At 45.1% G+C, this 20691-nt stretch carries 12 protein-coding genes, 1 other RNA gene and 3 pseudogenes; 13 read left to right on the top strand and 3 right to left on the bottom strand.

The features are described 5' to 3' along the window. A pseudogene (locus J5O05_RS07530) lies at window positions 1–1879 on the bottom strand (penicillin-binding protein activator). A 61-nt stretch (window positions 1880–1940) separates the two neighbouring features. Between J5O05_RS07530 and rsmI the strand changes: the two are divergent. The 5 genes and pseudogenes from rsmI to secF all read left to right on the top strand — a co-directional run bounded on the left by rsmI (window position 1941) and on the right by secF (window position 6682). Then, window positions 1941–2802, top strand: a pseudogene (gene rsmI, locus J5O05_RS07525) (16S rRNA (cytidine(1402)-2'-O)-methyltransferase). A gap of 39 nt (window positions 2803–2841) precedes the next feature. Beyond that, an RNA gene (gene rnpB, locus J5O05_RS07520) (RNase P RNA component class A) lies at window positions 2842–3199 on the top strand. Between the two features lie 115 nt (window positions 3200–3314). Next, window positions 3315–3812, top strand: coding sequence for a hypothetical protein (locus J5O05_RS07515; protein WP_208844254.1), 498 nt, complete (start codon window positions 3315–3317; stop codon window positions 3810–3812). Between the two features lie 112 nt (window positions 3813–3924). Continuing rightward, the gene (secD, locus tag J5O05_RS07510; protein ID WP_208844253.1) at window positions 3925–5787 is read left to right on the top strand and encodes a protein translocase subunit SecD; all 1863 of its coding nucleotides are present in this window, start codon (window positions 3925–3927) and stop codon (window positions 5785–5787) included. Continuing rightward, on the top strand, window positions 5780–6682 hold the full coding sequence (gene secF / locus J5O05_RS07505; RefSeq protein ID WP_208844252.1) for a protein translocase subunit SecF: 903 nt from the start codon (window positions 5780–5782) through the stop codon (window positions 6680–6682). Before secD ends, secF begins: the two co-directional genes overlap by 8 nt. A gap of 61 nt (window positions 6683–6743) precedes the next feature. Here secF and J5O05_RS07500 read toward each other — a convergent pair whose 3' ends face one another. Beyond that, on the bottom strand, window positions 6744–8621 hold the full coding sequence (locus J5O05_RS07500; protein WP_208844251.1) for a metallophosphoesterase family protein: 1878 nt from the start codon (window positions 8619–8621) through the stop codon (window positions 6744–6746). An 81-nt stretch (window positions 8622–8702) separates the two neighbouring features. Further along, on the bottom strand, window positions 8703–11474 hold the full coding sequence (locus J5O05_RS07495) for a TonB-dependent receptor (protein WP_208844250.1): 2772 nt from the start codon (window positions 11472–11474) through the stop codon (window positions 8703–8705). Window positions 11475–11671: 197 nt separating this feature from the next. Between J5O05_RS07495 and J5O05_RS07490 the strand changes: the two genes are divergently transcribed. From J5O05_RS07490 to J5O05_RS07460, 8 genes and pseudogenes are all read left to right on the top strand, one after another. Beyond that, a complete protein-coding gene (locus J5O05_RS07490) occupies window positions 11672–12256 on the top strand; it encodes an RNA polymerase sigma factor (RefSeq protein WP_208844249.1) in 585 nt (194 codons plus the stop codon). Between the two features lie 48 nt (window positions 12257–12304). Further along, entirely contained in the window at window positions 12305–13177 is an 873-nt protein-coding gene (locus J5O05_RS07485; protein WP_208844248.1) for a FecR family protein, read from the top strand. Window positions 13178–13313: 136 nt separating this feature from the next. Further along, complete coding sequence (locus J5O05_RS07480; RefSeq protein WP_208844247.1) at window positions 13314–14018, top strand: TonB-dependent receptor plug domain-containing protein; 705 nt, start codon at window positions 13314–13316, stop codon at window positions 14016–14018. Continuing rightward, window positions 14005–16161, top strand: a complete 2157-nt coding sequence (locus J5O05_RS07475) for a TonB-dependent receptor domain-containing protein (RefSeq protein WP_208844246.1) — start codon at window positions 14005–14007, stop codon at window positions 16159–16161. Before J5O05_RS07480 ends, J5O05_RS07475 begins: the two co-directional genes overlap by 14 nt. 103 nt (window positions 16162–16264) lie before the next feature. Next, window positions 16265–16387: a hypothetical protein gene (locus J5O05_RS22385; RefSeq protein ID WP_280117680.1), complete on the top strand. Its 123-nt coding sequence runs from the start codon at window positions 16265–16267 to the stop codon at window positions 16385–16387. Then, the gene (locus J5O05_RS07470; RefSeq protein ID WP_208844245.1) at window positions 16374–17210 is read left to right on the top strand and encodes an NPP1 family protein; all 837 of its coding nucleotides are present in this window, start codon (window positions 16374–16376) and stop codon (window positions 17208–17210) included. Before J5O05_RS22385 ends, J5O05_RS07470 begins: the two co-directional genes overlap by 14 nt. 316 nt (window positions 17211–17526) lie before the next feature. After that, entirely contained in the window at window positions 17527–18714 is a 1188-nt protein-coding gene (locus tag J5O05_RS07465; RefSeq protein WP_208844244.1) for a cation:proton antiporter, read from the top strand. Between the two features lie 101 nt (window positions 18715–18815). Beyond that, window positions 18816–20505: pseudogene (locus J5O05_RS07460) on the top strand (alkaline phosphatase). Window positions 20506–20691: the final 186 nt, after the last annotated feature.

Here is a 20691-nt window from a genome sequence, read left to right as displayed (position 1 = left end):
TTATTTAAGAAGCGACACAGTTGAAGCTGCGATTTCCTGCATAAATAAAGGTTTAGGTGGTTTTTCATTAAATTCAATGCGGTTAATCGTTTTATTACGATATTGCGCCCAACTTAATGCGCGAGAAAACTGATTATTTTGAGTGACTTTCAGTTTGCCCGTTAATCCCACAAATTCTCGGCCTGGAATTGAGGCGAGCTGTTTAAGGTCGGGAATGACATTGACGGCATCATAGGCCATGGCGAATAAGCGTTGTTCTATGTCGGCTTGTTCAGGCCAAAGTTGGTCATACGCTTCGCGCAGTTGACGTTGTTCAAGCCCTGGAAGCATCCATGGTTGTTCCGTAAAATACAGACCTTCTAAATCACTTTTATCTGTGCTGTCGATGCTTTTACTGTAGCTACGAGAAGTCGCAAATAGAGGAATTCGCTGCGCAAATGTACTGACATTGACGTCTAAATAAGGTTTTAGCAGACGAGTTTCAGTTGAATCACCCAAAATATACACCGCATCCAAATCTGCTCTCGAACGTGTTTCGCTTTCAATCTCATTTTTGAACAACGACTTAATCGTCTTTATACGGCTTTTAGAAGCATCCACTTCAAGTATCGCAGCAACGACGTCAGCCATGTTTTTACTGTCAGTGTAAAAGCCGACTTCAGGCTCATTTTCGCTGTATACTTTCCACTGATTTTTGAATCGTTCAACCAAGCGTTGACCATTAGCCGTTTGTGGCGCGAGTAGCATCGGTTTTTGATAGCCTTTCGAAAGAAAATGAAGCATGGCTTGGTCAACTTCATGTTCAGGATTTAAGGCAAAGTAATAGTGGTCAGGATTGGTGTTGGTTATGTCATCTACATTCAAAAATAACGTTGGTCGTGACTGTAATAAGTTCGCCTGTTGAATTTTCGTTACGTTATTTTTTAACAGCGGGCCAATCACAAAATCAATATTTAGCAGACTGAGTTGCGACTCAATGTCCTCGGCACTCGCCATTTCATCTATAAAATACACGCGCTCGATAGGGTTTTCATCAAGCGCAGCTAAAATGCCATTTTTCAAAGCCGAGCCAAGGCGTTCGCTGAAGTTCTGATTGTGGCAATAAAACGGCGAGTCGGTTTATTTGATAAGGCGCTAAATTCACTTTGCTGCGAAGCGCTTTGGGTATAATGGCTGTTGCTGGGTGATTCACATATCGCTTTTGCCAATTGTTCAGTGCTTCTTCAAAAAGCGGCCCTTTCCCGACGTAAATTTGCTGGTATTTAGCCAATTTAACCCAGCCTTGCTGGAGTACAGAACCTCTATCGAAGCGGTCTAGGGCATAAATAGAGAGTTCTTGTAGAGCTTGCCAAATCTCTTCATCTAGACCGACTAAAACGAGCTTTTCATCATCGACGATATCTGCTGCATTAAAGAAGTGAGGAAGTGCTTGCTTAGGTAAATTTTGAGATGCGTAAATGCTGCCCATCAAGTATTGATGCCACGCCCGATGCGCAGGTGATTGCAAGGCATCTTCTACAACACGAAGAATGGCTAATGCGCTTTCATATTGCTGGAGATGCTGACGAGCAAGCGCGAGATAAAGTGCATTTTGCACGTGGTCAACACTTGCTTTTTGACTGAGCATTTCCGCTACTTTTTCGAGTAATGCCCAATCTTGGCTTTGTAACGCGGCATCTCGTGCCATGTAAAGCAATTGAAATTGAGCGGCAGGATTAGCGGTTTGTGCTCGGTCAAAAAGGGATTGTGCACTGCTATCTGTTGTTGGGTTTGCCGTATTTTCTATCGGTTGTGACTTTCTAGGCGTATTTTCAGTTGTACTACACGCTGATAACCCCGACAATACCACTATTAACAGACTCACATGTTTCAGTCGCACACAACACCTTTAGGTTATTCAATTGAATGGCTTATCTTACTGACAGTCGCAGGAGACCACAATGACAAATGCGGAGAATGGCAACAAAATTGGCACTCTTTTCATCGTTGCAACGCCGATTGGCAACCTCGCTGATATTAGCGAACGTGCTTTACAAACCCTAGCGAATGTTGACTTAATCGCGGCTGAAGACACGCGCCATACCGGTAAGTTGCTTAGTCATTTTGGGATTAAAACACGCACATTTGCGCTTCACGATCACAATGAAAAGCAAAAAGCGCAGCAACTACTGGATTGGCTCAACGAAGGTAAAGATATAGCGCTAGTGTCTGATGCGGGTACGCCGTTAATCAGCGACCCCGGTTACGCAGTCGTCAACTTATGTCGACACGAAGGCGCAACAGTGACACCTGTTCCTGGGGCATGTGCGGCAATCTCAGCGCTGTGTTGTTCTGGCTTGCCAACCGATCGCTTCCAGTTTATCGGCTTTACCCCTGCAAAAAGTCAGGCACGTCAGCAGTTTTTCATCGACGCGTACGACAGCGGTATTACGAGCATTATGTATGAAAGCACGCATCGAATTATGGCAAGTTTAGAAGATTTGAGTGCGGCGCTTGGAGCTGAACAACACGTCGTGTTTGCCAAAGAGGCTCACTAAGACGTATGAGACGTTTTTCAGTGGTACGGTAAGCGAGCTATTTGCATTTTTAACCAGCGAGCCAGAACGTCAACGTGGCGAGTTGGTGTTGATGTTACCTGGAAAGCCAGCTCAACAGGATGAAATTCCTGATGAAGCAAAGCGTATGTTAACTCTGCTTGAACCTGAAATGCCGCTGAAAAAAGCCTGTGGTATTGTGGCGGATTACTTTGGATTGAAAAAAAATGCCCTCTACAAATCGGTTATTGATTCGCGCGAAGGATAATTCACTGGGCAAAGCCAATAGTTTCGGTATAATGCGCGCTGAGTCGGCTAGATAATCGCTGCCTGTGACGAAAATGATCAGGGGGAGGAAAGTCCGAGAACCACAGGGCAGGGTGCCAGCTAACGGCTGGGGGGCGCGAGCCTACGACCAGTGCAACAGAGAGCAAACCGCCGATGGCCTTCGGGCACAGGTAAGGGTGAAAGGGTGCGGTAAGAGCGCACCGCGCGGCTGGTAACAGTTCGTGGCACGGTAAACTCCACCCGGAGCAAGACCAAATAGGGTTCCTTAAGGTGTGGCCCACATCGGAACCGGGTAGGTTGCTTGAGCCTAAGAGTGATCTTAGGCCTAGACGAATGATTATCCACGACAGAACCCGGCTTACCGGCTGACTCAACAAATTATAAAAAAGCCTCGCATTTTGCGGGGTTTTTTTATTCACAAATCGAACTAAGACTTGAAAACAGGTTACCTAGCCCTTATCTTCTAGCAAGATTAAGGGAGTCGTTGTCACTATGCCGCGCGTTGTTTTAGCCATTTTGTTGTTTTGTACGCTACTGGGTTTTGGTAGTCGTGACGCTATGGCAACTACTTGGCATACAACGTCAGTAACCTCAGTGCATACATTAGTAAGCGATCAAGACGTCGCCAATGAATTGCTATCGGTAGACGAGACCTACGCATTTGGGGGAGGTGTTAAGCTTTTCCATCCGACGATGCCTAAATCAGGAATACAGCACCAGTTGCCAGCGCCACATCCTGTGGAGCTTCCTGAACGCAGCCGCGTGACTCACCCAAGCTATTTTTTACATCCAGATCAACAACCCAATTATTTTCTCGTTTACACTTTGGCGGATACTGAAATCTGTCGAGATGTTCAATATCGTCCTGAGAAACCTGAGATTCAACCATGGTATCAATGCGCCTCCAGGCCACGTACTGGTGCTATTGATAACTGCCAACCAGCCAATTTAACCTATCGAGCCAGACTGACTTACCAGTTAAATGCCTGATCTCTATTCATAACACAAGTTAAGCCACGGCTTAGCAGAATGGAATTTTTATCAGGTAACAAGCTGTCGTGTTTTGCCTTTTGCATTTGCACAGCAGCAAAGTGAGTTTAGTATGTTTAAATCAAAAAAATCAGTGCGCACGCCCTGGCAAGCGCATTTAAAACGCATGGTTATCCTTCTGGTCATTATTGCGCTTGGGTTGTGTGCCTTACCCAATTTTTACCAAAATAACACGGTGTTGCGTATTAGCCCATTGAAGGCTGGGGATGAAATTCCTAGCCCTGATGTAATTCAACAGGTGCTACTACAACATCAGTTCAATGTCGCGACTATTCGTTCAAACACGGACTCGGCAAGCACCGAAGTGATGTTAATACCTCAAACAGCGTCCGCTGCTGCACAAGAAGTACTTTCCGATGCCTTACACGCGAATGTAACGGTGAAAGTCGCGGAGCAGTCTACCGCGCCAATCTGGTTACAAAAGCTCGGGTTATCGCCAATTAAACTGGGCTTGGACCTAAACGGCGGGGTGCTTTTTGTACTAAAGGTTGATACAGACAAGGCGCTAGAGAAACGCATGGAAAATATTGCGTTGGAAGCGCAGGCATTCCGCGTAAAAGAGAAATTGCACGGTGTGCGCATTGAGCGCAGTACAACCAATAACGTGGAACTCATTGCACTACCAAAAGGTCAAGATGCCTTGCGACAATTGCAAGCCGCGCTGTTAAAGCAATTCCCACAATTAAGTGCAGTTACTCACCAACAAGGTAATTTGCAACGTTCGACACTAAGTTACAACGAAGAGGGTAAAGCCACATTTGAAAAGCAAACCATGATACAAGCCTTGACTACATTACGTTCTAGAATTGAAGAGTTAGGTATTACGGAAGCGGTTACACAGCGCCAAGGTGCGAATTACATTCGAATTGAATTACCCGGCGTACAAGACCCAACAGCAGCGAAACGAATTATCGGTGCGACAGCACAACTCTCATTCCACGCACTACAGGACGTTGGAGGCAAAGCGGTTAAAGCTGAACACGGTATCGTGAACTTAAATCCACTCGCCATTTTTAGTGGCGCAGACATTGACTCGGCCCAAGCGGGACGAGATGACTATGGCAAGCCGTTAGTTCAACTTCACTTAACTTCGCAAGGTGGGGCAAAGATGCTCCGCTTTTCTAGGAACAATGTGGGCAAACCCATGGCGACATTATACAGCGAATACGTGGCCGACAGTCGGGGGGAAATTCATGAAAATAGTACAGTAATTTCTGTTGCCACTATTCAGCAAGTACTTGGCCAGCGCTTTAGTATCACGAACATGGGGTCGTGGCAAAAAGCGGAAGACTTAGCGCTTCTGTTACGCGCAGGTTCTTTAGATGCGCCTTTGACCATCGTGACTGAGCGGACAATTGGTCCAAGTTTGGGGGCACAAAACATCAATAGCGGATTTAAAGCGCTTGCACTTGGCTTGTCGTTAACACTTGGGTTCATGTTGCTTTGGTATCGCAAACTCGGGGTGATTGCTTGTATCGCACTCGTTGCTAACTTGGTGTGTTTAATTGGTTTAATGTCGCTATTACCAAATGTCGTGTTGACCTTGCCTGGTATCGCGGGGTTGGTACTTACTATCGGTATGGCGGTTGATACAAATGTCATTATTTTTGAGCGGATCAAAGAGGAACGCAAACAAGGTAGCCGTATGGTCACGGCTTTGCAGCGTGGCTATCAACAAGCTCAAAGCAGCATCGTCGATGCGAACTTAACCACAATGATCACCGCACTAGTGCTTATGGCTATTGGTTATGGCCCAATCAAAGGATTTGCAATTACGTTAGCCCTTGGGATCGTAACCAGTATGTTTTGTGGGGTAGTGGTTTCAGCTCAATTATCGCATTGGTTTTATCGAGCACCAGAACTGGCAAATAGAACGATAGAAAATAACAGTGTGAAAGGGGTGCAACATGGTTAATGTATGGCAAAAAATTCGTACATCTGGTCTGTGGTTGAGCATCCTTGCCGTTGTGTTGAGTTGTATTTTGATTACCCAGCGAGGTGTTTTACTCGGGCAAGATTTTACGGGGGGCTACGTTACCGAATTTCAAATCGCAAAAGACTTTACTGCAAGCGAATTAGAGCATGAGTTGAATGCGGTTGTACCGGGTAGTTTTCGTTTATCAAGCAATGGTGTGCTGCAATGGCAACTGTTTCAACCGCCTCAAAATGAGGTTGCTGAGCCATTGAGTTGGCAAACTAAACTCCCTGAATCAATGGGATTAAAAATTTTGGACAGTCGCTTTGTTGGCTCTCAGGTAGGAGCGGAATTAGTTGAGCAAGGCGGATTGGCCTTGCTTGTTAGTTTGCTTGCGGTTGGGCTATATCTCATTGTGCGATTTGAGTGGCGTTTGGCCGTTTCTGCGAGCTTAGCGTTGTTGCACGATATTGTGATTACGGTCGCGTGTTTTTCGTTAACGGGAATGGAGTTCGATTTAACCGTACTTGCTGCACTGTTAGCGATTATCGGTTATTCCCTGAATGACTCCATTATCATTGGCGATAAAGTGCGAGAGCTGGTACGTGTACGTCCGAATGCTCCGGTAAGTGACACGATTGATGAAGCACTAGGTACTACGCTTGGTAGAACAACGATAACGTCTTCAACCACGTTGACGACTGTCGCGGCGATTTGGTGGCTCGGTGGAGCGAGCCTACAAGGTTTTGCCTGTGCGCTTTTTGTTGGGGTTGCGGTTGGTACGTGGTCATCTATTTTTGTTAGTGCCACTTTACCTCAATGGCTTGGACTCAGCTTCGCGAACTATCAGCGCGTTTACACTGAGCAAGAGCAACAACAGCTAGCGGAGCCCTAATTGTTGCGGGCAGGGCAAGATGTTAACTTGCCTTGCCCTAACGTTGCAACGGTATCAAGCATTATTGGTTTCGTGCACTTGCGACATCACACTGCTCGACTGCATTTGCTGCGTTTCGTGCATCAAATTTAACCACAACACACTCGTCGTATTTGTCCTGATTTAATTGCTGGAAAATAGAGAGGGTTTGCGCCAACGCGTTTCCCACTAAACACCAAGTCGCGTCCTTTTTATTTAAATTTGAACAGGCCGCGTCCACTTCTTGGTTGGCTAAACGGTTTCGATTGCGTAGTTGGTTTGCCAACTCAATATAAGCTAGTTGATGCGATTGAGGTATATCCAGAAGTGCCAGCGAGCCTGCGTTACGCAACATGTAAAAGTCACCGACAAAATCCATGAGCGTAGTGCTTTTTAGCAGCTGTAAGTCTTTACTTGGTAATGTATCCGTATGTGTGGGCAGCTTTTGAAGTAAATTGAATAGTGAGGTATCCAATAGTTCTGATTTGAATACTTTTGACCATTCCGTTGGGAAAAATCTCATTCTGGCAAGCGCCAACAAATGAGCTTTGGCAAATTCATGATAATTCCTTGCATGCAAGATATTGTCGTCCCAAACCGCCTTAGAGTGAGTCGCTGTTAGGTATTGGTGTTCAACAAGGTAAGCAGGAAAAAGCGCATTGAAATGAGTGACTTCATCCAATTTAATCGTGTTAATCTGCGCCACATCATTGTGCACCGAAACGAGTTTGTATGCAGGTCGATACGCTGCAATAGACGGAGATTGTACGTTTACCAGTACATTTTCTGGTGTACGCGTGACACTGGTGTCGTTCATGTGCATATGGCCTGCGATGTGTAAGCGTAGACCTGTTTTCGCAAGCACGTCACTGGTGCTCGATAGTGGTTCTCGCGCAAGTTGGAATGCCTCATGACCAAACACGTCACGTATAGCTGGTGATTGTTGCTTGTAGAATTCGGCCATCGGAAAATGGCTAAATGCAATCAAGGTCTTATTTTCAACTTTTGCCCGAGCCACAATCTCCTTTATCCACGTAAGTAAAAAAGGTTTTTCCGTCAATATCTTATTGTATCCCGCATTGCCGGATCCCTGAAAATGGACTTCGCTGGATACCAAGGATGGCATATAAACGTTCGCGTCAATCGCTAAAAGCCAAAGGCCTGGAGTGGGTTCAACGAGATAGCTGGTATCAGGCATCGAGACACACGTTTTTTTATCACTTGAACATTGTTTGTAATGACGAAAAGTTAACGAAGACTTGCTTCTGTCTTTGGAAAAGGGCGTTTCCCAAAGAACATCGCGTGGGTCAGGTGTTAAACCGAATGGCGCCAGTTGAGCCATAATATCAGCGTAGCCTGCGTGTTTTATCGCCTCACTGCAAATAGTTGGCGTTGTTATTCGGCGTTTTGTCGGCTGGCAATTTTTATGTTCAAGACTGAAAACGCCGATTTCAGTTCCGGTAGCCGTTAGAAAGTCGCTTTTGCCACCCGCTTTACCAAATGGACTGACCGGATCGTGATTTCCAGGAATGGCGAAAAATCGCATACCATGTTTTTTTTCGTATTCTTTTAATAGCGTTTTTAAGCCTTGCAAGTGGGCAGGTTGCCCATCATCGGTAAAGTCTCCTGGTAGTGCGACGAATTTTATTCCTCGGGAGGCTATATCATCTAGCGCACTTATTAGCGCAAAGTAATTCTCGTTAAATAAGCGAGTAGAGTGAAGCTGAGCTGCCATTGAGCGAATGCTGACGGGCTTATTGAGTCCAGCAAGTTTAATACCCTGAAATGCCGCAGAGTTAAAATCGGCATAAATATCATGGAAATGAACATCAGGTAGAAAAGCGATGTCGACATTTTGCGCATTCCGTGCGGACAGCGGTTGGCAAAAAAGGCATAGAAGAACGGCTAAAAAGGCTTTCATATTCAGTTTTCTAAAATCACGTAATGTTTAAAAAACGCTCGACCTACGTTGATTTAAACGCAGGTCAAGCGCCAACTGGGTTTAGAAATTACCTCTGATACCCAAGGAGAGGCGGCGACCCGAAAACTCATACATCGTTGGGAAAACAGGGTTGAGCGTGTAGCCCGTCGTCTCTTCATTGAGAATGTTTATCCCTTCAAGTGTTACCTTAACCATGTCATTCACACGGTAGCCCAATGAAATATCCGTTTGTCCATAAGCATTGCGGTACACGGGATACATATCACGCTCAATTCGCTCGACGTATTTATCTTTGTAGTTGTAAGAGATACGGGCATCAAAGCGCTGATTTTCGTAATAGAAAGTCACGTTATAGGTTTCTTCCGCAAGCCCTTCCGGTGGCGTCGGGATCCCAAGGTCAGATGCGCCCGTTAACGAGTTATCGAGTACGGTGTAGTTCGCATTGATGCCAAAGCCACTGAGCATTTCATCAAAGTAGGATAGAGGTAATTGAGCGACCAATTCGATACCACTGACATCGTACGAGCCTTCAGCATTTACTTTTTGGTAGATGTCGAAATCATAAATGCCATCGACGGTGCCATTGTCATTGTATTTCGTGACATTGTTGACCACGCCCGTAAGTGATTCACGCACAACGCCTTCTATTTCTTTCTCAAAATATGAAACGGCTAGTAATGCACCTTCATCCAAGTACCATTCAAGGCCAAATTCCCATTGATCAGCATAAGTTGGCTTCAGATCCGGGTTACCATCACGATATTTAAATTCGTTTAAGCTCACACTACGTTTATAAGCAATGTCAGTTAACGCAGGGCGAATAAAGGTTTTTGAAGCGGCCGCGCGAAGCAACAAATCGTCTGTTAATTCCAAGGCGAAGTTCACGCTTGGTAACGTTTCTTTGTAATTGCCATCTTTAGAGACTGGTTTTGCGGTAAAACCCGTTGTGCCATCTTCATTTTGCACTTGGTGATAACCAGAAGAGTGCACTTTTGTGTCAATGTAACGGACACCCGCATTTAACGTCGCTGGCATGGTGGCGATGTCGAAGTGGAAATCAGCCATTGCATATAAAGCGAGCGTTTTTTCCTTCACTTTATAATATTGATCCGGCTCGTAGGCGACGCTAAAGCCCGTGTAACGCAATTCGTTACGGGCATAACTATTGGCAATTTGCATCCAGTTTACTTTGCTGTCTACTTCGGAGAGGTACTCACCACCAGAGACAAGGTTTGAAATGTCGGTCAGTTGACTGTCAGCCAGTGTACGTACACCAACCCAAGAACTGTCGCCTTCCGATGGACCTTTCACGCGATTTGTACCGTAGTCTCGCTCTTTCGATTTGTCAGTGACACGCACCCCAAATTGTATTTGCGCCAACGCTGGGAAAAAGTCGAGCTGCAAGTCGCGTTTGAAATCGAGTTGTGTCGCGTATTTGTCGTCGTTGATGTGTTCTTGGTTCACTTCGTAATAGTCAAACAGATAAGCATCTGGCGAGTTATACATATCAAACGTGTTTGGGTTACTACTTGGCAGAGTTTCACCACCCGTGCTGGTGTATCGCGTTCGCGTTGGACGATAGGCTGTATGTTTAAGGTTTGTGGTTTCTGCTTGTTTTTCCGCGCCACTGTAGCCTACTATGCCGTAGATTTTCCATGCCGCTAGCTGCCAATCCAGCGTTAAACTAAACTGCTGATAATCAGTATCTTGGCTATTTTCTTTGCTTAGAAATTCGTGTTGTGTTGCGGCATAGTCTACATCCGTTAGTACCGTGATGCCGTAGTCTGAAAGTGTAGCGCTATCGTATTGATTGATTTTTTCAAGTGAACTGATACTGGATGCTGTATAGGCTGCTGCGTCGTACTCGTCTTCATGGTTGTCGAAATTACCTAGCAGTCCATCAAACGTTAAGCTCAATTCACTGCTTGGTTTGTATTGTAACGACAGTGTAGCCCCCCATTTATCTTGCTCCGTTAGATAGGCGCGATCGCCTACTTTATCTAAGAATACGACGCGGCTAGTTTCGTCTTTGTTTTTACGGTCATTGATGGAAATGCCGGTGTCACGAAGCAAAACATCCGCTGCTTGATCGGCTTGCCATTGTGATTTGCCTGTTTTTTCTAACCAACGTGAAAGAGGGCGGAAGTTAATCCCGGAATTACTGTCGGTACGGTTGCTGCGCTTTGAATAGGCAAACGACGCAAGTGCCCCCCAATCACCAAAGGTGTCACTGGCAAGTACGGCAAATTTGGGGTCTGATTTTTCTGATATGTCGTTGTAAGCGCCTTCTGCAGAGACAACCAATTGGCGGCCATCGTAGTCAAATGGGCGAGCGGTGGTGATTGCGACTGAGTCCGCAATACCACCTTCTTCATCTGCCGCAGTAGGGGACTTTTTCACTGTAACACTTTGAATGATCTCTGATGCGAACATGTCAAACTCGACATCGCGTCCGCCGCTGCCTGATGCTGTCGCCAAGTTATTAATAGACACGAAGGTAAATTCACTCGGTAGGCTACGAACATTGACTTTTTGACCTAGCCCCTTATTTCGTTCTATCGTTACGCCCGGCATACGTTGCAGCGCTTCCGCAAGGTTTTGCTCTGGAAAATCGGCAATGTCCGATGCAACGATGGAATCCGAAAAGCCAATATTCACACGTTTTAAATCAATCGCCTTTTCTAAGCTTTTGACATAACTGCCAGTGACAACAATTTCTTCGATGTCATTGGATGGTGTTGCTTGGTCATCTGCAAGCGCATTGGTGCTTGATAAAAGAGTGCCGAGAGCAAGCGCTAGAGGCGAAAGTACAAATAATCGGTGAGTCTTCATAATTGTTCCTGTCAGTATGAATGGCGACTTTTATTAAAATTCGCCAGTAAAGACAGCGAAGGAATTCAGAAGGGGACGTTTGATTTTAATGAAGTTTTTGTTTCATTTTTACGGCAGTTACGACATAAAACTGTCATGGAATGTTCATGAAAAAGATGTCCCCTCTAGGTTAAGTTTGCCGTCTTATAGAAAAAGCGATGTTGTATAAGAACAACCCATTTATGTCTTCAATTCATTTTTCTTCCTCATCGTTCGGCGAGGAAAAGGAACAGGCGCGAACGTTAGTACAGTGCTTTATCGCTAATCAGGATGCGTTGAAAGGGTATTTTCGTCGAGCTGTGGGTGAACAAGCTGACGCTGAGGATTTATTCCAAAAGTTGTTACTCAAAGCGCTGAAAGCAGAGCCTAGTTCACACATTGAAAACCCATTGGCTTACGGTTATCGAATGGCGCGGCATTTGGTCATTGATCACCATAACGAACAAAATAAATCACCTGAAAGTCTTGAACACGAACCTGAGTGCGATGCCCAATCGTTGGAATCCATGCTGGAACATGAACAACGTGTGCAACTCTATCAGCGGGTGTTGAGCGAAATGTCCCCGTTGAGGCGAGAAATATTCGTTCGTCGTCGTTTACATGGCGAAACGCGCGTGCAAATAGCACAAAGTTTATCGTTAACGGATGAAGCCGTGAAAAAACATATTTCTAGAGCGATGGACACGTTTAAACGTGCTATGCAAGATTCTCTGGATACGTGTGTAGGTGACTTAGCGCGTTGATTAGGCAACCTCCACCTTGTAGGTATATTTTTTAGGTAGATAGATCCGATGACTTCACCAGAATTCGATAAAGATCAAAAACGTAATTCGCTAGAAAATGCGATCTGGAATGATCCAGCTTTACTTGAAGCCCTAACTAAAGTGGCGGAAAAGGTTCCCAGCGAAGAGGCAGCTGATATTCGTTCTTCAGTTCCCCAATCTGGGTGGAAATGGTTTGCTGTTGCCGCGGCAACATTACTGCTCTCATTCTCAAGCTGGTGGTTTTCGAATGCGGACAAGCTGAAGAATGAAGTAGTGGTATCAAAAGCTCAGCATTTTGACGCCAGTGGTCCCAAAGACGTTAATCTTTCAGACGGTACATTGGTCAACTTAAATCGTCACGCGAAATTGCAGTTCAAAGAAAGCGGCGCACAACGTATGGCCACATTGAGTGAAGGTGAGGCTTATTTTGAGGTAAAACGCGATGAGAACCGACCCTTTACCGTCTTTACGGGGAATGCGACCGTACAAGTGCTTGGTACAGCATTTAATATAGATAAAACATTAGTAGGAACTCAAGTTGATGTATTTCATGGCAAAGTGTCTGTAAGCACCCAACAAGGCAACAAACGAGTTGAATTAACGAAAGGGATGCGTGCATTTGTCACATTAAATGACATCGAAGTCACCGCTTTCTCGGCGTCTCAGCCGGATTGGCAAATGGGGTGGCTAGAGTTGGATGATGTGAGTATTCAAGATGCGATATTTCAGCTAAATCGTTATAGCGATATTCCTGTTGTATTGACGAGGGTGGACCCAAGTATTCGTGTAAGTGGTCGTTTTAAGGCAAATGATGTGCTAGGTACGACTCAATTGATTGCAGAATTACACCAGTTGAATGTGCGAAAGTTTCCCGACTCTATCGCGTTGGAACCTAGATAAGTGCTTGCTGTTATGGCAACTGAAGTTGAATGACGTGATGTCTATTTAGTTGCCCTTATCTCAATAATTAGTCATATTTTCTTCATCTGTTTTCGTCAAACTAGTCTTTTTCAAAGCAGGAAGGAACAAAGAGCAAATGTCGCCGTTTTGCCGAAATTTACTGTGTTTCGCGATAGTTTTGCCCTTTTCCTGTATTGCAAAGGAAGAAAGCTTAAGCCTTTGCTTAAATCGTCTCGCCCAACATCACGATCTCCCATTAGTGTATGACCATTCTAAGCTTGCTGATGTATACGTTGACTGTGAATTATCTACCGATGATTCGATAGAAAACGCGTTTGCACATTGGCTCACGCCACTCGGTTTACGTTGGCGACAAACGGAAGTGGGACTTGTGATCGACACCGTCGAGCCTCTTCAAAGACAAAACGAGCAGGCAACGCAAGCGACCATAGAAGAAGTGACGGTTATTGCAGAGCCAGTCCGCTACGGGTCAATTCAGCGTTTTCAACATAATTATCAACAAGCAGCTGAATACGCGAGAAAAAACAAACAAAATGCAGTCGGCGAACAAGCGTCTTTGGTCGGCGCCATGTTGACTCAGCTTCCAGCCGAAAACTTGGCGGAAGCTTTACAAGTTGTACCCGGTGTTAGCGTCACACGAGATAGAGGCGAAGCGCTAAATATCAATGCCATGGGGTTGGGGGCAGAATACCAAATGGTTTTGTTGAACGGACGAAGGGTCGCGAATACGGAGAATGTTCGCAACTCGAACCAGTATGGGCAACAATTCCGTTTCGATACGTTGAGACTCAGGGTTGTTCTCAAATGTGTCGGTATATAAAACCTCAGATGCGCGTTTACCGCTTGGTGGAATTGGGGCAAACATTGATTTAAAAAGTACACGTCCGCTTGAGTTTGAACACAGTGCAATGAACATCGGTTTAGATGTAGCTGCATTGGAAGGTGATCGCAACTTTCAGCCAAATATCTCCATGTCAGCCAATACCATGAGTGCAGATAGGGCTGTAGCCGGGGTATTCAAAGTCTCGTATGAAAACCGGTTACAGCGTCAGTACCAATTCGAGAGTTGGCATTGGGGTGAAAACCAAGGTGCGACAATAGACTACCATTGGCCTGCGTTACCAGACAGCACCTTAGTCCCTACCGATGGTTTGGCGCTGACCATTGAAAACGAAGATAGAACGCGTACCTCTGGATTGGCTGAAATGAGTTGGCAGTTAAATGACCATGTGCAACTAGATGGGTTGTGCTTTCACTCAAATACGGACTTCGCCTTTGATGAGCATCGACTCGCTATCAATCCACAGAGTGCACTTGGACAGGCTGCAGTCGATGAATCAAGCGGCCAAATTAAGCAGTTATCTTTTTTGAATGTCGATGCAAAAACTTCTCGTGAAGAGTCGCAACTGAACTATACCAATCAAACAACACAGCTAACCGCAACTCTAGATATGAAAGCATGGCAGTTTTCGCCTTTTTTCAGCCATAGTGCTGCAACGAGCATCACAAAAAAGCCCATTTCGCGTGTACACGTAAAACTAGCGCCGGGTAATGCGTTGGTCGAGTTTCAAGGCAGCGCAATCAATCGTTTTCAATTTTCACACTCGCTTGGGCTTGTTGAGAGCTATAACCAGATTTCCCAGATGCGAAAACGTTTAACCAAAGTACGAAATCGTGTTGATGAATGGGGGCTAGATTCGCGGTGGCAAGCCACTGAACAAGCGCGAGCATGGTGGGTAGAATTGGGATTTCTCCATTCTAAACAGCGCCATCAGTATCAACGTCAAGATGTGAGTCTTAGCGCCTCGTCGCTCAACGCATTACCGAGTCTCGACGGCCGTTGGTTGGAACCACTGCCGGTGGCGTTTGACGCAAAGTTTATAAGCAATACGCCTTACTGGTTAATTCCAAAAAGGGATTTATTCCAGTTGTTTGATATCGCACTTCCATTTAGCGACAAAACAGAGAGTGATTTGCTCAACAGTTATGAGGTATCGTTCGAGTCGATAGAAAGTTACTTCACATCAAACTGGCATTACGCGGAGCTCGAGTGGCAAGTTGGAGCCAGATATTCTGACACACGCAGTGCCGCATTGGGCACCCGTATTGGCGACAGTGGTGGGCTGCGCGCTGACGAACAGGTGCAGCGTTACGTAAAGTGGCTTCCCTCCGTTAATGTTAAATGGCAATCATCGGCGCATTGGCAGTGGCGCAGTACCTACAGTTGGGCCTTGAATCGCCCCAACTATTCTGACATGAACCCAAAACTGCACGTCAATTCAGGTGGACTCCCCTATGCAGAGCAAGGTAATCCAGCTTTAAAGCCAGTGCTTGGGAAAAGTTACACGTTATCGCTGACGCATAGTGCTGAGGCTACGGATATTCAGGTATTAGTATTTCAACATGAGATTGATGATTTCATTGTCGAAGACGTTACAACTCTGGACTACCAAGGGCAATCCTTTAGCGTACTACAAAAAAACAATTCAGGTCAGGGCCACATCACTGGATTTACGAGCAGTATAGAGTGGCAATTACCGGCACTGACACAGGTATGGCGACAAAATCGATTGTCAGCTAACGTCACCCAACTAGTTGAAGCTGATGTTTACACTGAATTTAATGAGAGGTTCAATCTGGAGGGCGTCTCCGATTGGATGGGAAATGTACGATTTCTAACGGGCAATGAAGTTTGGCAATTCGCATTCAATTTAAATTATCGCAGTGCATTTCTCGAACATCGAGACAGAAGCAACAATGCGGATATTTGGGTTGATGCATTCACGAGTTTAGATTTGGGCTTGCTGTGGCATTTATCGCCACGTTTCAGTGTACGATTTGATGTGTTTAACACGACGAATCAAGTATTGCGCCGTTTGGCGGTTGCCGACCATGCTTCAAGCCTTATGAAAGTTGAGGAATTTGGGCGGCGCTTCATGGTGGGATTGGAGTTTTCGTTGTAATAAAGATGTGTGGTAACAATAAATTCACAATATTATCTGTCTCCTTTTCGCTTAAATAGGCGTTAGACATGTGACCCATTTAACTTAACTAAAGGAAAGTCACATGAAAACCCCCGCAACACTTAAGACCTCGGTTATCGCCATCTCGCTCATTTCAATGATCCATATTACGCATTCTCATGCCGATGAGGCTCCCTCGCTTGGACGAAGCGGTGACGTGGTATAACCAAGCTGCAGTAAGAAACTTCGCGCCGGTCTTTGATTTTGATTCGGATGGGTGCTATCCCGCAACGCCGTTCAACAAAAATAATAACCTTTCGCAAAACAATGGATTGGACGCTGCTTGGTCAACTCCTTGGGGAAATTGCCGAGATGCGGGTTGGGAACAGTTTGCCAATACAATTCACCGCCAGATATGTCACACATCCCCAAATGGAGAGCAACTAAACTGCGCACATTTTTATGAACTTTATTTTGAAAAAGATCAGGCCGTTCATTGGTCCTTTTTAGGTGGGCATCGTCATGACGTTGAAACCGTTATCATTTGGACGGTTAAACAAGGTAGCAAAGAAAGCATCACCCATGTAAGCACGAGTGCACATGGCAACTACGACACCAGAGCGTTTGCAAGTGTGTTGCAGCAAAATGGGCATCCCATGGTGGTGTACCATAAAGATGGTGCAGGAACACACGCATTCCGATTCGCCAATCAACAAGATAAAGATAATGTGGAGTTCCAAGGAAATTGGGGTGTGTTTTATACACCGCAAATATTGAGTCATTATCGCGCCGTGGCCAGCTATCAATCGACAAGTTGGGATAGATATTGGGCAAATCGCCGCTATAGAGATGCTCTGGCGCAAAGTAACTTTGGCTCCGCGAGTTTTAAAACACGAAGTGATAACGTGCTAATAGACCAAGCGAACGCCGCGAAACCAACCGATGAGGTTTGGCAATCAATGCAATTCAACACCAATGATGTTGAGCAAACAAAGCGTGCGGAATTAAGTGCAAACTACGCGGATATAGCGAGTGAAATAAACGAATAATTAGAGGTACGTATAGCAGGGTGAGTAGATTGCCCTGCTATACAAAAAGACTGTACGCAAAAATAGAGCACTATCCGTTCTCTTATCAACTGGTTAGAACTTATAGCAGAGAATACGACATCAATGAGCCGAATGTGATCGAATCGACAAACAGTTATAGTCGATGAGTTATTTTGAGACCGAGACATTCTTTTAGTGTGCTTGCGTCACTGTTCTTGATAACGCATAGTGGTTGAGCCATCTTAACGCTAAGATAGTGCCATAATGCGGCAAGGGTTTTTCTTCCGCTTACGAATATCAATCAAGGAAAGTCATTTTGAATTATCACGCATTGGCATGGGTTGGAATTGCAATTTTCGTTTATTCGCTTTCCGTTCGGCAGTTACAGCGGGCTGAGTTGACCGGACCAATGTGGTTTGTACTGATTGGCATCAGTTTAGCGCTCGGCTTTGATCAAACGCTTTTATTAAATCAGTTAGACCGAGAAATTTGGCAACCGCTGGTGGAATTAACGTTGGCCATTTTCCTGTTTTCAGATGCCGCCAAAACACGTCTGCGAGTGCTAATGGAAAGCGTTCATCTACCCCTGTTGTTGTTGCTTGTTGGGCTACCTTTAACGGTTGTGTTTGCAACTGTCATGGCTCACTTTTCTTTAGGTCTATCGTGGCTCGCGGCCGCCCTCTTAGCCATTATTATTGCACCGACAGATGCAGCGTTGTGTCGAGGATTTATTACCGCTAAACAAGTACCTGCCAATTTACGTGAAGCTATCAATGTCGAAAGTGGCTTGAATGATGGTTTATGTGTGCCGCTTTTCCTTCTGGCAATGAGTGCATTTAATAATCCTGAAGAACTCTCCGGTGCTAGTTTGTTGGCTGTGTTCGTACGTGAAATAGGGATCGCGGTATTGGTTGCCGTGACCTTTACCGCATTAGCGATATTTCTCATTTCAAAAGCAAAAGAGCGTCATCTTTTTGCACAAAGCACGAGTCCTTTTTTGTTTGTTGGATTTGCCATTACGGTTTATGCCCTTACTCAAGGCCTGCACGGCAGTGGTTTTATTGCGGCGTTTGTCAGTGGCTTGTTGTTCGATAAGTTTTATCATGATGCGTTCAAAGACCAATTGATCGAAGAGGGTGAAAACATAGCGGAATTGGCGTCGGTATTAATCTGGATACTGTTTGGTTTTATTTCGGTATCCACAATAATGAGCTTGAGCTGGGAAACGGTTTTCTATGCACTTTGTGCTGTCACATTACTCCGTATTGTACCGGTTGTATTGGCCTTATATTTTAGTCGGGAAAGCTGGAAATCAAAGCTAACACTAGCGTGGTTTGGGCCGCGTGGGATGGCGTCTGTCGTCTTTACGATGATGCTGTTAGAGCTGGAACAGCCAGAGGTACAAACGATCTCCCAAGTTGCGGTATGTACCATCCTGTTAAGTGTGTTTCTACATGGACTTACTACACGACCCATTTCTTTGAGTTTTTCAAATAAATCATGAGGTTGTGACTTTTAAATGTAATTTTCGTGAAATAAAATCGTCATTAAATGTCCCTAGACTGTGCCGCAATTTAGAACAAGAACTCTACTTTGGGGACAATAATGAAAAAATCCGTGCTCGCGCTCAGTATTTCTGCGCTCTTTCTAACCGCTTGTAATGACACTGATACAAAAACAGTTGAAGTGATTAAAGAAGTCGAAGTCATTAAAGAAGTACCAGTGACACCAACACCTGTCACTTCCGTGAAAAACGTGATCTTAATGATCGGTGACGGAATGGGTGCTCAGCAAGTTGGTTTACTTGAAGAATACGCAAGACGTGCCCCAAACTCGACGTACAATTCAAAAAATAACAAGACCGCGTTACAGAAGCTGGCAGAGGTAGGTCAATTAGGTCTATCACTTAACCAACCTTATGGTGCAACGTCAGGTAAGTTGGTTGTGGATTCAGCGTGTTCTGCTACTCAACTTGCAACGGGTAAACCGGCCGGTTCAGAAATGATTGGTTTGGACGACCAAGGCTACGTTGTTGAAACCATCCTTGAAAAAGCAAAGAAAGCAGGTAAGGCAACGGGTCTTGTATCAGACACGCGCATTACACATGCGACACCTGCGGCTTTCGCATCTCACCAACCACATCGTTCACTTGAAGATAAAATCGCCGTTGATTTAGTGAGACTCAGGCATGGTGGACGTGTTGTTGTCAGGTGGTGCTCGTGTGTTTATTCCATCCGATATCAAAACGAATACAGCAGCACAAGAAACATTAGCAGCCCTAGGTGCACCTGCCGGTGTTGTGAAAAAATCAAAGCGTAAAGATTCACGCAATCTTATCGTTGAAGCAAAAGAAGACTATGGATACAGCCTTGCATTTGACAAAACACAACTAGCAAATGCGGACGCAACAAAGTTATTAGGTTTGTTTGCAAACTCAGGTATGGCAGATGCGATTGCTTACAAAGCATGTCAAGAAGCCAACACCTGTTCAGAGCCTTCATTGAAAGAGATGACGGTAAAGGCACTTGATATCCTTTCTAAAGATGAAGATGGTTTCTTCCTAATGATTGAAGGCGGTCAAATCGACTGGGCAGGTCATGCGAATGACGCGGGTTGGATGTTGAACGAACTTTTAAAATTTGATGAAGCTGTTGATGCTGTTTATGAGTGGGTGAAGGATCGAAATGACACGTTAGTCGTTGTGACGGCAGACCATGAAACAGGCAGTTTTGGCTTCAGCTACTCGCGTAAAGACATGCCTGAAGGTAAGTCGTTGCCGGGTGATGGTATGGGTGGACAAGATTACAAGCCAAACTTTAATTTTGGCGATCTGGCAAACCTAGACATGCTTTACAAACAGACAGGTACATTCTTCAACATGATGGATGCAGCGAATGCGGATTGGGATTTTGCTTCTGCGACAGCATCTGATTGGATGAATGCAATCAATATGTACAGCGAGTACAAAGTCACTATTGACCAAGCGGCAAAAGTAGGTGAGCGCGAAGTGAACGAATATTACGTGCCAGATCACAGCTACCAAAGTGCGACGATGGTGCCTAAATTTGAAGATTTCAAAGAGTTCTATGTTTACGCAGATGAAGACCACACAGGTAAAATTGCACGAGCGCTTGCAGCGGACCAAAACGTTGTATGGGGCACAGGCACGCACACTGCAGCGCCAGTTCCAGTATATGCATTTGGCCCTGAAGGTGTGACACGTGCCTTCTCTACAATGCAACACCATATTGATATTGCAAATAAAATGATGGTTGCGTTAGGCGTTTCTGAATAACCGTAACGATCCCTAGATCAAAAGCCACTTCTCGATATTGAGGGTGGCTTTTTGTTTTTGAGTTGCGACCAAAATATCGACTTCCGCGACTGTTTGTTCTGACCTTTAACCTTGTTCTACTCATCCCTTATTCTAGGTTCCTCAATCGATTTTAAATGCTTTTTGGTGGTGTTTTATAGTGTCGTA

This window comes from Pseudoalteromonas xiamenensis, from assembly GCF_017638925.1.
GTDB lineage: Bacteria > Pseudomonadota > Gammaproteobacteria > Enterobacterales > Alteromonadaceae > Pseudoalteromonas > Pseudoalteromonas xiamenensis.
The sequence above is the reverse complement of the archived record's forward strand: the minus strand, read 5'-3'. Positions and strand labels throughout refer to the sequence as shown.

Excerpts from the sequence above, each read along its gene's own strand:
- J5O05_RS07485 (WP_208844248.1), top strand. The coding sequence starts at position 12,305 with ATGACTTCACCAGAATTCGATAAAGATCAAAAACGTAATTCGCTAGAA.
- J5O05_RS07480 (WP_208844247.1), top strand. The coding sequence starts at position 13,314 with ATGTCGCCGTTTTGCCGAAATTTACTGTGTTTCGCGATAGTTTTGCCC.
- J5O05_RS22385 (WP_280117680.1), top strand. The coding sequence starts at position 16,265 with ATGAAAACCCCCGCAACACTTAAGACCTCGGTTATCGCCATCTCGCTC.
- J5O05_RS07490 (WP_208844249.1), top strand. The coding sequence starts at position 11,672 with ATGTTGTATAAGAACAACCCATTTATGTCTTCAATTCATTTTTCTTCC.
- secF (WP_208844252.1), top strand. The coding sequence starts at position 5,780 with ATGGTTAATGTATGGCAAAAAATTCGTACATCTGGTCTGTGGTTGAGC.
- J5O05_RS07515 (WP_208844254.1), top strand. The coding sequence starts at position 3,315 with ATGCCGCGCGTTGTTTTAGCCATTTTGTTGTTTTGTACGCTACTGGGT.
- J5O05_RS07500 (WP_208844251.1), bottom strand. The coding sequence starts at position 8,621 with ATGAAAGCCTTTTTAGCCGTTCTTCTATGCCTTTTTTGCCAACCGCTG.
- J5O05_RS07495 (WP_208844250.1), bottom strand. The coding sequence starts at position 11,474 with ATGAAGACTCACCGATTATTTGTACTTTCGCCTCTAGCGCTTGCTCTC.
- secD (WP_208844253.1), top strand. The coding sequence starts at position 3,925 with ATGTTTAAATCAAAAAAATCAGTGCGCACGCCCTGGCAAGCGCATTTA.